Annotated in this window: 11 protein-coding genes; 9 read left to right on the forward strand and 2 right to left on the reverse strand. The window is 50.3% G+C overall.

Annotation, left to right across the window (positions count from 1 at the left end; all coding sequences use genetic code 11):
• Nucleotides 1–64 precede the first annotated feature (64 nt).
• From K6V98_RS05940 to K6V98_RS05965, 6 genes are read left to right on the forward strand one after another with little or no spacing between them, the layout of a single operon-like run.
• Nucleotides 65–565, forward strand: coding sequence for a DUF2712 domain-containing protein (locus tag K6V98_RS05940; RefSeq protein ID WP_222199617.1), 501 nt, complete (start codon nt 65–67; stop codon nt 563–565).
• Between the two features lie 13 nt (nt 566–578).
• Nucleotides 579–1,259: a hypothetical protein gene (locus K6V98_RS05945; protein WP_222199618.1), complete on the forward strand. Its 681-nt coding sequence runs from the start codon at nt 579–581 to the stop codon at nt 1,257–1,259.
• Nucleotides 1,256–2,110 (forward strand): hypothetical protein, encoded by an 855-nt coding sequence (locus K6V98_RS05950; protein ID WP_222199619.1) that lies wholly within the window; start codon nt 1,256–1,258, stop codon nt 2,108–2,110. The genes K6V98_RS05945 and K6V98_RS05950 overlap by 4 nt, the downstream gene beginning before the upstream one ends.
• Complete coding sequence (locus tag K6V98_RS05955) at nt 2,107–2,937, forward strand: hypothetical protein (protein ID WP_222199620.1); 831 nt, start codon at nt 2,107–2,109, stop codon at nt 2,935–2,937. The genes K6V98_RS05950 and K6V98_RS05955 overlap by 4 nt, the downstream gene beginning before the upstream one ends.
• A 1-nt stretch (nt 2,938) precedes the next feature.
• Nucleotides 2,939–3,583: an ATP-binding cassette domain-containing protein gene (locus K6V98_RS05960; protein ID WP_222199621.1), complete on the forward strand. Its 645-nt coding sequence runs from the start codon at nt 2,939–2,941 to the stop codon at nt 3,581–3,583.
• Nucleotides 3,584–3,592: 9 nt separating this feature from the next.
• Entirely contained in the window at nt 3,593–4,213 is a 621-nt protein-coding gene (locus tag K6V98_RS05965; RefSeq protein WP_222199622.1) for a DUF5028 domain-containing protein, read from the forward strand.
• Between the two features lie 131 nt (nt 4,214–4,344).
• Here K6V98_RS05965 and K6V98_RS05970 read toward each other — a convergent pair whose 3' ends face one another.
• Both K6V98_RS05970 and K6V98_RS05975 read right to left on the reverse strand, forming a co-directional pair.
• Nucleotides 4,345–4,938 (reverse strand): HD family phosphohydrolase, encoded by a 594-nt coding sequence (locus tag K6V98_RS05970; RefSeq protein WP_222199623.1) that lies wholly within the window; start codon nt 4,936–4,938, stop codon nt 4,345–4,347.
• A gap of 191 nt (nt 4,939–5,129) precedes the next feature.
• Nucleotides 5,130–5,630: a CarD family transcriptional regulator gene (locus K6V98_RS05975; RefSeq protein WP_222199624.1), complete on the reverse strand. Its 501-nt coding sequence runs from the start codon at nt 5,628–5,630 to the stop codon at nt 5,130–5,132.
• Nucleotides 5,631–5,880: 250 nt separating this feature from the next.
• Between K6V98_RS05975 and argS the strand changes: the two genes are divergently transcribed.
• The 3 genes from argS (at nt 5,881) to K6V98_RS05990 (ending at nt 12,423) form a co-directional block, all read left to right on the forward strand.
• Complete coding sequence (gene argS / locus K6V98_RS05980) at nt 5,881–7,728, forward strand: arginine--tRNA ligase (protein WP_222199625.1); 1,848 nt, start codon at nt 5,881–5,883, stop codon at nt 7,726–7,728.
• A gap of 207 nt (nt 7,729–7,935) precedes the next feature.
• Nucleotides 7,936–10,326 carry a transcription termination factor Rho gene (gene rho, locus K6V98_RS05985; protein ID WP_222199626.1) on the forward strand — a complete coding sequence of 797 codons (2,391 nt, stop codon included), beginning with the start codon at nt 7,936–7,938 and terminating at the stop codon, nt 10,324–10,326.
• Between the two features lie 774 nt (nt 10,327–11,100).
• Entirely contained in the window at nt 11,101–12,423 is a 1,323-nt protein-coding gene (locus K6V98_RS05990) for a hypothetical protein (protein ID WP_222199627.1), read from the forward strand.
• The last annotated feature ends 3 nt before the right edge of the window (nt 12,424–12,426 follow it).

Consider the following 12,426-nt stretch of genomic DNA (forward strand, 5'->3'; position numbering starts at 1 on the left):
GTGGCATAACCTGGCCAGATGTTACATGGTTTCTATGTCTCTGCTGTACGTCAAGGAGGTAGGTATGAGTACCAAGTTTAAACGAGTGTACACAGCGTTCATTTCGATGCTTGCTGCGGGATTCATAATAAGTGCGATGGGTTTTCCATTGACTGTGCTTGCTGATCCAGCCCCACGTCCTGCTTCTATTCAGCGTAGCCGTGCAAATACTAGTGATACATCATTTAGTTTTCCGTTGCGCCATGCAGGCTCAACATGGGCTACGTCCGGTCGGCCTAAGGAAGACGCCTCATCAGTTTATGTCAGGATAAGAAAAATTGAAATGCGGTCATGCCGTCTTTATGTTGATGGTTGGACAGGTCGGACTTGGAAAAACGAAACTGTCTATGGATACGCACGAGCAAGACAAGTGGGGAAATGGCGTATTCGCTCAAATGTATATGAGATGTATGGAAACACCAATGCCAGATTAACAGCGTGGGCAAACGATGGCACAGGCGTGATTTCAGGTGAGTGGAGTCCGGATAGCTGGGGAACCTATACAGCAATTAACGGCGACTACTGATCTGGATGATGATATGAGGCGAAATGAGCGTATTGCAGCAATCGCTCTGGTTACGATCTGTGCTCTCGCTACGGTAGTTACCTGGGGCTTTCAGGCATATCAACAGTGGCGCGCCGAGACCTTTGATCTCTGGGGAAACGTTGAGCGTACAGTTGCTGTTCCTGGGGAAGTGCTATCGCTCGACTCTTCTGTGGAGGAGGAAAATCCAATCACTCTGCCTACAGGAGATAGATTTGTGCTTGACTTTGGCTGGAAGGGAAAGGTGGAAGCGGCTCTTACAAAAGAAGTTCGTTTCTTTGAGACCCCTGAAGAAACGGGTCTTGAAATTACCAACCTTCCAGCTCAAGCAATAAATGGCATTTTTGTTGCCGAGCTCTGGCTGAAAAACATCAATGCAGTTCCAGAGTTCGTGGACGATGCAGGCAACCATCTCTTTAATGCGAGTATCTTTAATTTAGATGGATGTGAAATTTGCTATTTCGATGGCACCTTTGATCCTTCAGATCACAGAGGGGAATTCAGATTTCATCTCGCTCAGGGAGAAGAGAAAGTTTTTACTATTGCATACGCTCATTTTGCCTCTGGACCATTTGCCAACACGTTTCCAAGCCTGATGAAAATTGGCCCTTCTGGCATGGAAGAAAAATATGCATTTGCCCTGACAGCGCATGGTAAACATGGTGAGCAGACATGATGAACCTCATACGTATTGAGCTCTCAAAAGCACTGCGAAATCCTTGGTTTTTAATTGCGGTTGGAATTGGCCTTTGCATATCACTGGTAAGTGCAATCTCAAATCTTCTCTACCATTTTGAGAATGGCATCTTTGAGCTTCAGACGTATAGGTACGTATCCCCAGCACCAGATAGCTGTTATCATTGGTGGATTTCTTTGGATGGGCTTCAGCCGTCATCAGCACTATTTTTTCAGCTGATGCCACTTTTATCAGTTATTCCGTATGCTTGGTCGAGCCGTGCAGAGCTCAACTGGGGCTATAGTGCTCAGCTCTATACACGTACGAATCGCTCTTCTTGCGCTTGCGCAAAAGGCATCGCTGTCTTTATTTCTTCTGGTCTTATTGTTTTGATTCCGGTAGTTATAAATTTTCTTCTCTTGGCTTGTTTTATTCCAGCCTATCAGCCTGATGTTTACGAGATGATTTATTTTGGCATAGCGGAAGGTGATCTATGGTCTGAGACATTTTATACTTTTCCTCAACTATATGTTATTGGCTATAGTATTTTGCCATTTATCATGTGTGGGTGTTGGGGTCTATTCGTTTCTGGTCTTGGATATTTTATTGATAATCGTGTCATTCTTTTAACTGCACCCTATCTAGTACTTCTATTTATTACCTTTGTAAATGAACGCATATTCATAGCTCTTGGTTCGCTCAATGGGTTTCAGCTATCTTTTGCAAAAAATATGCGAGCTATGGTGGAATCTTACGACCAAGATGGTCGCGTCATTGCGCTTGAGTGCATCGTCCTATTCATTAGTGGGATATTGCTCAGTTGGTATGGCATGAAAAAGGATGTCATATGAGAGCTTTGCGTATGGTTGCTCTTGATTTGAGAGAGGGTCTGCGTTCGATTGCCGGATGGTATGTGGCGCTCATTGGGGTCTGTACGCTTAGTTTTTGTTCGGCGTTGCTTACACTGTTGGCGTACGGACGACCCGCTGTGTTTTCGCTGGGTGAAGCCTTGGTTTTTCTCTCTGCAGGCGTTCCTGAGCAGCTTCTCGGACAGTCGGAGCCTGTGAGAATTCCAGTTGAATGGCTTATCATTTTTATGCTCTCTTTGTATATGGTTCTTTGGTATCCCTATCGAGATTTTCATGGCTTTGGTAGCCAGATCATGGTTGCATCTGGAGGCCGTTTAGCGTGGTGGTTCTCGAAATGTTTTTGGGTATGTGCAAGCATCTTGTTGTATTGGATGGTTGCTGGTGTTTGCGCGTTTATATGCGCATTCATCACAGGGGGTGCTCTCGATCTTCGAGTGACAGATTCCCTCGGTTATGCACTGACCTGGAACGGATCTCCTTTGTCTGACTATCATCTCATCTGTTTGTACCTTTGCAGTGTAGTTGTAAATACCGTCGCTCTTGCGCTGATTCAGCTGGTAATTTCACTTATTTGGCATCCGCTCATTGCATATGTTGCATCGCTTTCAATACTTGTCTTGAGCGTGCTGATCTTTGATATTCCTTATTTGCTTGGCAATCAGATTATGTTCTTGCGCAATCTTGCCTCAGACGGATTTGGGCATGATCCGATTATGGGCATTGTAATTGGCTGTTCGGTGATTGCTATGTGTGTCGTTGTTGGCGCGATACGGATGCCGTTCATTGACATTGTGGATAGGGGGAACTGAGATGACTGTCAGTGTGCTTGGAGTGACAAAACAGATGGGTGGAGTCAAAGTCCTCACTGACGTATCGGTGACTCTTGCGGATGCTCAAGTGAATGGCTTTTCAGGTATCAATGGTTCCGGAAAAACAATGTTGATGCGTGTGATTGCAGGGCTTGTTCGACCAACCTCGGGCAAGGTGATGATTGACGGTAAGGAGCTCGGACGCCAAATTGCGTTTCCACCAAGTATTGGCATATTGATAGAAAACCCTGCCTTTTTGCCCATGCGCACTGGATTTGAAAATCTTGATATTTTGGCATCAATACAGGCGGTGGCGCATGTCCCATCTCATATAAAGGAGCTTCTTATCAGTGTCGGGCTTGATCCTGAAGATCGACGACGCTTCTCTAAGTACTCTCTGGGTATGAAGCAGCGTTTAGGTATTGCAGCTGCCATTATGGGAGAGCCTGACGTGATTATTTTGGATGAACCCTTTAATGCTCTTGATACTGAAGGAATTCACATGGTCAAGAACATAATTCGTCGTGAGGCACAGCGAGGCGCATGCGTCATTCTTTCTTGTCATGATCAACAGCTCATGCTAGACCTTGCCGATGACATCCATGTTTTACATGAGGGTCATTTAGTATCTCGCGTCTTAAGGTAGGGGATTCATATGAGACGCAAGATGCTAGCAGCTGCTCTTCTGACTTTCACCGTCGCAGCCATAGCTTTTCGGATTTGGGTAGTCAATCAAAATCAACTATCGATACCAGCTGAGCACTACGGGATGAGGGAGTGGGTTGAACTCGACGGAGCTTTTCTCTTTGATTATCAAGAGCAAACGGATGGCTATGCCATCAAGGTTACTAATGCCTCAGTGATGACAGCTGAAGAATATGTACGTGCTTACGCAGGAGAATCTGATGTAGTTCCGCAGGATCCTACTGGCGATGTCATTGTTCTCGATCTATCAATAAGAAATCAAGGAAACTCTGAGGGGTTTATCGATATCCTCAGTCAATGGCTTCTTGGTCAGCGTAAGGATCGTACCTATCAGTATGATTATGATCTTTGGGAGCTTGCGGAGCCTTCTATGAGAGATGAGTCAGGATTTAAGCTCGTAGAGAATTCGGTTTATGAGACGCATGTTCCATTCGTGAATGCTACAGCACCGAGGTATCTTGAGTCAGTGTCTGCATGGCGACGCAAACCTGCCGACGATGCATATGTTGACCTGGTCATCTCTAATGCTCCAGTACGCAAAATGATCAGAATACCGCTCAAGCAGATGTAGCGAACCAAGATGCCTGTGCACGAACAGGGGGAGGCTAGCGACTCAAGAGGTAAGTCCGATCGGTAGCCCATGGTTATTTGACTATGCCGGACAGGTGCTCACGGCTTTTGGTGCGCTTGAGTGTTACTTGCCTAGACTGACTCATTCTCTGGTGCAAAGCTCTGCATAGCTTCAATAGTTCTGGCAAAGAGCTCATCGAGTTCCCAGCCGAGCATCTCGGCTCCCGAACGGATGACATCGCGTGAGACTCCTGCTGCAAAACGCTTATCCTTAAATTTCTTTTTAAGGGATTTAACCGTAAAGTCCATAACGCTTTTTGACGGCCGCATAACCACTGCAGCGCCAATCAGTCCCGTTAGCTCTTCGGTGGCAAACAGGATCTTTTCCATAATATGTTCTGGACGGGGAAGATCCGGATTAAAGTCGCTGGTGTGGCTTTGTATGGCGCGGACGAGCTCATCTGTTCCGCCGGCATCTCGAATGAGAGGTTCGGCATAGAGTGTGTGCATCATGGGCTCATCATCATGCTCTTCCCAGTCAAGGTCATGCAAGAGACCAACAATGCCCCAGAATTCTTCGTTTTCTGGATCATACTCGCGAGCAAAATAGCGCATGGTTTGCTCGACAGTTTCGCCATGCTCAATATGGAAGGCCTCTTTATTATGCTCACAGAGCAACTCAAAGGCCTCATCGCGTGTCATACCAGCAGAAAGCTTTTGGCTCATGGTGTTCCTCCCTCATACATGACTGTGTACCTGCTGCAAGCCAAGCTTGCCTATGATGGGTGTTTGAAAGTGTAACACGCCCGATGCGTACAAGATCGCAGCTCGGGCGTGGTTATGGGGCATAAAGCTCAAAGCTATTTAAAGGCCTTGAGCATCGATTACGGGGAGTGAAACTAAAAGCCTTTAAAGGATTAATTCAGACTCGATTCATCTTCTACCAAGAGTGCCTCGATACGGTCAGAAACTGTGTCTTCACTCAGCTTAAGTGCTACTGCAAGTTCTTCTACCGCGCGGCGATGTGCCTCTTTGAGCACCCGTGAATAATAGCTACTAGGCTTCTTATTGCGCTCCTCAGCCTCACGAATACGTGTACGCATTGTTTTTGCAACACGAAGTGTGCTTGGGGCTCCGCGCTTAAGCTCCTGCTTAAAATGAGTTTCTTCAAGTGAGCTATTGCGTCCGGTAAAAGGATCACACTCAAGCTCATCGTAGTTCTCAATCAAGTCTTTTGCCTCAGCCTTAGAAATACAAGGGCGAAGGCGATCTGACTGGGCAAGTGGATACATCATGCGTGTTTTGGCATGGCCCTGCTTTGATTCAAGCATAATCATAGGTGAGGGCGATTCTTTAAACCCTATGACGCGGCAAACTCCCTGACCAGGGTGAATGACGTGCTCTCCGATACTAAACATGCTTCCTCCTTAGTTCATACGCTAGTCACTAGCTTAGCATCTTTTAGAACAATCCTGCAGGTAAATAGGCAAAAACCTCTGATCCTGCATGAATTAAAATAGGTTCAAACATATTCGTTTATTACATGAGACTGAATGATGCCTACGCGAGACCTGCAGTATACATGCGTTGATGTGCTAAATGATGTGTTAAAGTAGCGTGTAGCCGCGAGCATGCGCTGCGGTTGAGATGCACCATGAAGGAGGACATATGCCTGAGAAGATAGAAGAGCTGGTACGCGCTGCCCTTGCTGCCGCCCAGGAGGCTGGGGATCTACCTGCATTTGAGGTGGAGGACTGTGGCATAGAGCGACCGGCTGACACTTCTCATGGAGAGTGGACGTCCACCCTCGCAATGAAATCAGCAAAATCAGCCCGCATGGCACCGCGCAAAATTGCCGAGGCTCTTGCTGCTCATATGCCTGCTGACGATTCGATTACCAAGGTAGAAATTGCAGGCCCGGGATTTATTAATTTTTATCTGAACTCTGCTGCAAGCAATGCAATCCTTGCTGAGGCTCGCGCACTTGGTTTGGATTTTGCTCGTTCAAACGTAGGTGGCGGCCTTAAAACTCAGATTGAGTTTGTCTCCGCCAATCCCGTAGGCCCCATGCATGTTGGACATGGCCGTTGGGCGGCTCTTGGAGACTCCATGTGTCGTGTTATGGAGCATGCCGGTTACGATATTCAGCGTGAGTTCTGGATTAATGACTACGGCAATCAGATGAATACCTTTGGTAATTCAATCTCTAAGCGCTATATGCAGCTTGCAGACATTATTGAGAAGCATGGCGTGGGCATTGATGAGGCTCGCGATATTCTTGCTCAGGATCGCGATAACTTTGTTCAGGATGAAGAGGATCTTCACCCTGATAGCCATCCGTATATGGATGATTTCACGGCCGAGCTGGGGCATGACTCCTACGGCGGTACCTATATTATCGATGAGGCAGCGGAGTTTTTCCGTACCGATGGCGATGTGTGGGTAACTGCCGATCCAGAGGAGCGCATGCATTCTTTGCGTGAGCGCGGCTACGTCAAGATGATCGAAGATATGCGTGAAACCTGCCATGATGTGCGTTGTGACTTTGATGTTTGGATGAGCGAACGCACCATGTATCAGAAGGACTGGACAGGAACAACGCCGGTAGAGCGCGCCTACGCCAAGCTTGATGAGATGGGCTATCTGTATCGCACCGAGGATGGGGCGCTCTGGTTTAGGTCAACCGAGTTTGGTGACGATAAGGATCGCGTCATTCAAAAGTCTGATGGTAACTACACGTATTTCTCCTCAGATATTGCGTATCACTGGAATAAGTTCCAGCGTGTAGACCATGTTATTGATATTTGGGGCGCAGACCATCATGGCTATATCGCTCGCGTACGCGCCGTCTGCGATGCCTTGGGCTATCCGGGGCAGTTTGAGGTGCCACTGGGTCAGTTCGTAAATCTGCTTCGCTCTGGTAAGCCAGTTCGTATGTCTAAGCGTAAAGGCACCATGATCACCTTCCGTGAGCTCATTGATGAAGTTGGTGCTGATGCTGCCCGGTATACCTTAGTTTCTCGTTCCAGCAACCAGACCATTGATTTTGATATCGATGCGGTGAAGGAGAAGAGTCAATCTAATCCGGTCTATTATGTGCAGTACGCCCATGCACGTATTTGTTCGATTCTTCGCCGTGCCGCCGGTGTTACGACCGAGCAAGCAGAGCTTATGGGCATGGAGTCAGTAGCAATTAAGGCAATCGGAGACGGTGAGATCAACTATGCGCTTCTGACCGATCCGACTGAGCTTGCTATTTCACGCAAGGTATCTGAGCTTCAAGAGCTCATCGCGGGCAGCGCACGTGATCGTGCACCCTTCCGCCTCACGCACTTCTCTGAGGAGCTAGCAGCATGCTTCCATAGCTTCTATCAAGCCTGTCAGGTACTTCCGAGCGAGGGTCGTCCGGTTGAGTATGAGCTTGTACGTGCCCGCCTTGCTGCTTGTGATGCCGTGCGTTCGGTGCTTGAGCTTACGCTCTCACTCATTGGCGTATCGGCACCCACGAAGATGTAGGCTGAGTTTGAAGTTTGGCTTTCTAACATAGTGTTTGGTTTGAACCTCCCATTGACTGTAAAAAGGAATGGGAGGTTTTCTCTGCAGCGAACGCGAGCTGTGGTACACTGAGCGCAACGCACTGCGTTGCCCAGCAAAGACATTTTAAATCTCATCCGCATTTCCCTTTTATTTCTTGCGGTTGTAAGCGGTCGAGTAGGTCGGCCGATGGAGCAGAAAGAGCATCCTGTGACAGAAGAAGAAAAAAGCGTCGTGTCCGAGGCGTCAGCTGAGGATGGCTCATCTCGCTCGCGTCGTGGGCGAAGGCCATCTGCGGCGAGTGCTGCAAAGCGCTCAGCTGCGGCGGAGAGCTCTCGGGCGGTATCTGCAGACTCAGGTGAGACCCGACCGCGTCGCCGTGGTCGTCCACGCAAGGTAGATACAGCCTCAACAGGAGCCCCGATTTCTGCAGAGGTTGCCCAGGCTCGAGCTCTAAGTCAGGTTTCGCAGGCAGAGGTTGTGCGTCGCCAGCGTGCCCAAGAGGCTCGTGTTGCTGAGGCAATTGCGTCAGGCGAGGCAGCTGAGCTGGTAGATCCGGCACTTCGTCCGCATCGGCGGGGTAGAAAGCCCAAGGCTTATATTGAGGCTGAGCGTGCCGCTGCAGCACGACTTGCAGCACAGCAGGCTGGACTCCTTCCACGTGAGGATGAGACGTTCGGCAAGGCTTCAAAAACGAGTACTGATACGCCTGAAGATCGTCATTCGTATCGAGCTCGTCGCTCGAGTCGTGATGACGCATTTGATCGTAGTCGCGCTCATCGCGAAGCAGGATCTGGGCGCAGTGCGCAGACTGAGCGCAGTGCGCAGACTGAGCGCGAGCAGGGCAGTTCTCGCAGTGCCCGTCATGATCGCGATGCAGAACTTGAGCGCATGCCCCGCTTAGATCTTGAAGGCTTGAGCTTGGCTGAGCATGAAGGTCAGGACAGTGAGTCGCAATCTCGTTCTGATGCAGTTGTTGAGCGTGGAGCACTTGCTGAGCGGGATATGCGACCTGGTCGTAGCTCGCGAAATCAAAGCCGTACAAGCACAAGCATAAGCACAAGCACAAGCTCTGAGGATTCGAGCGATCTTTCTCGTGAGCGCTCCTCAAGCTCAGATGCTGATGCACATGATGAGAGAGAGCGCCGGGGACGTCCGCGTAGGTTTCAGCGGGCAGCTGAAGAGAAAACTGAGCGCCAACCTGAGCGTCAGCCTGAGCGCAATGGTAGTCGCGAGCGCTTTGGTGGACGTCAGCAAAATGGTCGCCAAAAGCGCGGTGGCCGTTCTTCTGGAGCTCCAATTGAGCCGAGCGTGAGCCGCGAGGAGCTTGCAGCTCTCAAGGTAGCTGAGCTGCGTGATCGTGCTCGTGAGCTTGAGATTGATTATGTTGGGAAGAAAAAGGCAGAGCTCGTAGAGGCTATCTATACTGCCGCAGCACACGCCGAGGGCTTCCGTGAGATTTCTGGCATCTTAGATATTGATAGCCAGGGGTTTGGTCATATTCGTGCCCATGGTTATATGCCGAGCAAAGATGATGCCTTTGTTTCTGCAAATATGATTCGCTCCACAGGCCTTCGTCCGGGTGATCTTATTGTTGGCACCTTGCGGCCGCTGCGCGCGAACGACAAATATCCGGGACTCGCTCGCATTCAAAGTATTAACGGCGAGGATCTTGAGGCGTCACGCCGCCGTCCAAAGTTCAGTGATTTGACGCCGATTTATCCTGATGAGCCCCTGCGTATGGAGCATGGCAGAGATTCTATTACGGGTCGTGCCATTGATATTGTAGCTCCCGTTGGAAAAGGTCAGCGCGGCCTCATCGTTTCGCCTCCTAAGGCAGGAAAGACAACGATCTTGAAAAAGATCTGCCAATCAATTGCTCTGAATAATCCTGAAGTGCATCTCATCTGCTTGCTTGTCGATGAGCGTCCTGAAGAAGTTACCGATATGCAGCGCTCGATTAAGGGCGATGTGGTTGCTTCCACGTTTGACATGCCGGCAGAAAACCATACGCGCGTGTCTGAGCTGGTTATTGAGCGTGCCAAGCGTTTAGTTGAGCTTGGAGAAGACGTCGTGGTGGTCTTGGATTCTATTACGCGTCTTGCTCGTGCATATAACTTAGCCGCTCCTGCATCTGGTCGCATTCTCTCGGGCGGTGTTGATTCTGCAGCCTTGTATCCGCCAAAGCGTTTCTTGGGTGCCGCTCGCAATATTGAAGGTGGAGGCTCACTGACGATTTTAGCCTCTGCGCTCATTGACACGGGATCCAAGATGGACGAAGTGATTTTTGAGGAATTCAAGGGTACGGGCAATATGGAGCTCAAGCTCGACCGAGATCTGGCCGATCGTAGGATCTATCCTGCTATTGACCCGGTTGCTTCTGGTACGCGCAACGAAGACTTGCTGATTGCCGAACAGATGCGTCCGTTTATCTGGGGCATTCGTCGTGTGCTTGCCAATATGAGCAATACTGAGCGTGCTGCCGCAAGCTTTATTAAGGGACTGAAGGCAACTGACACCAATCAGGAGTTTTTGGTTCGCTCAGCCCGGCGTGCTCAGGATCATCCCGACGCGCTCTAAGTGCTCACTCATTGCGGGCGCGCTGAGAGGCGGTTGGGCGTGCCGATAATGGGGCGCGCGAACGGTAGAGCGGGCCGATGGTAGAGGGTACCGACAGTAGGGCGCGCCTGAATCGTTCCTCATCTCTTACTGCAGCTCATACAGGCGTAAGGAGGCGCGGCGCTCTTTCGGGCGTCGCGCCTTTTACTATGCAGTGCACCTTTACCATTGGGCTTACGCCTTCCCGATAAGCTTCACGTCCTGCTTGTTATGCAACACACCTTTTCCTTAGGGGTCGTGTCTTTTCCACCGAATGGTGCACCGCCGTTAAGCACCGTGTTATCCAGTCATGGAGCCCGCGTCTTTTCCATCTGGTGTGATGCAACTGTTACGCGACGTGTTATCCAGTCATGGAGCCCGTGTCTTTCACATCGGATGGTGCGCTACCGTTAGAGTTATGCAACGTGTCACCCAGCCATAGGGGTCGTGTCTTTCCCATAGGGGAGTGCGCTCGCCAGATCAGACCAGGCACAATGAGCGTCTCTCCTGTACGTACATTTTCATCATGCAGGCGTCATGCGGCGCATTTTCCCTCACGTGCGCTGCTCATACCTTGCAAACGATCGAGGAGTCTCGCATAATACGAGGGTAGTTCGCGACGGAAAACGTAGATGAAACACGCCAATCCGCCGCTTGGGGTAAAACCCCACCGTCCTCATCGCTTTCCCGCGAACGTACAGCTTCGTTATGGCTTCGTATGAAGCTCATGGGTAGATGTGATGGAGGAGACCATACATGTCTGTTCAGATGCATACTCATCCCGCGATTGCCGCAGGTATTGCTGGGGGAATTGGGCTGATTGCTCCCGCAGCAGTATTTGTGCTGACCCTGCCTTTTGAAGGTATTCATGAGCTTGTTCGTTCGTCAGGCGCGCCTTTTGCTCTTGGTGCCCTCGCAGGTGCCGGACTTTGCGCTGGTTCGTATGTCTTGCTTGGTGCATCAGCCGAGCAATCAGCTCAAGGTGCTTTTGCCTTGCGGGATTCTGCTGATGGTGAGAGCGTTCAGGACGCTCAGCAAGAGGTTGGATCGCGTTATATCGGACAGCATGGTCGCCGGTTCTTTGGGCGTCGCGCTTATCAGGAAGTTCCTGTTATTGCTCGAGCTGCAGATGCTCTCAGTGAGGCAGAGGCTTGGGAAGAGATCGATAAGCTCATGAATGAAGACTCTCCCGTGAGTTGCGATCCTGCTACCTCCAAGGATATTTATCAGATTGCCTTAGAAGAGCTTGCCCGTACGGAGTATGAATCTCAGGCTGAGCCTCAAGCCAGCTTGTCTGCCAGCTCAGCCGCTTCGTATACCGGCATGACCGGACATCTCGCGGCGTCAGGTGAGAAGGCTGCAGACTCAACTGCTTCTACGTTTGTTGACTCAGCTTCTCATGCCGCACGCCCGGTTGCATCAGACCCAATTGCGCCGCGCTCATCGGCAGCGACGCTTACGGAGCCAGGACGCCAGGCTGCCTTGACTGCTCTTGGCGTCTTTGAGCTTGATGAGCCAGATTCCATTGTTAATGACAACGTTCTTGGCCTTGAGACACAAGTCGCGCATGAAGATGCGTCGGCTGTTGAGGCATCTCCTGCTATGATGCATTCGCAGGTGTCTCATGGTGCTCCAGCCTCTGATTTCAGGGACTCTGCGCTTGCACATGCGAGCTCTCTCGTAGATGAGACTGTAGCAGATGAAGCTGCTGTCGAAGTTCCTATGGCTGATTATTCAGGCCGTGAGGATATGTGGGCTCAAGCCTTGGCAATACTTGCCGAGGATCACGACCCATCTGAGGTGGTCTCTCAGGCAGTTGTCGCTCAAGCAGAGGATGACCAGGAAATACCTGCTGCTGCGCCACGTGTACGCTCTGAGTCTGTCTCTCCTACATCGCGACGTGGTCGCGCGGTGGCCGAGGGTGAGCGCCTCACGGAAATACATGGTCGTGTGAATGAAATTTTAGGAGAGGAAGTCGCCAAGGTTGAGTCTCGCAGTATGCGAGGGGCAAGCCGTGAGTATCTCCGGGTAATTCAGGGCGGTACAGCCTCGATGCCGCGTCTTACGGTAGAGGCATAAAGG

Origin of the sequence: Collinsella ureilytica (assembly GCF_019795105.1) — a bacterium.
In the GTDB taxonomy this organism is placed as follows: domain Bacteria; phylum Actinomycetota; class Coriobacteriia; order Coriobacteriales; family Coriobacteriaceae; genus Collinsella; species Collinsella ureilytica.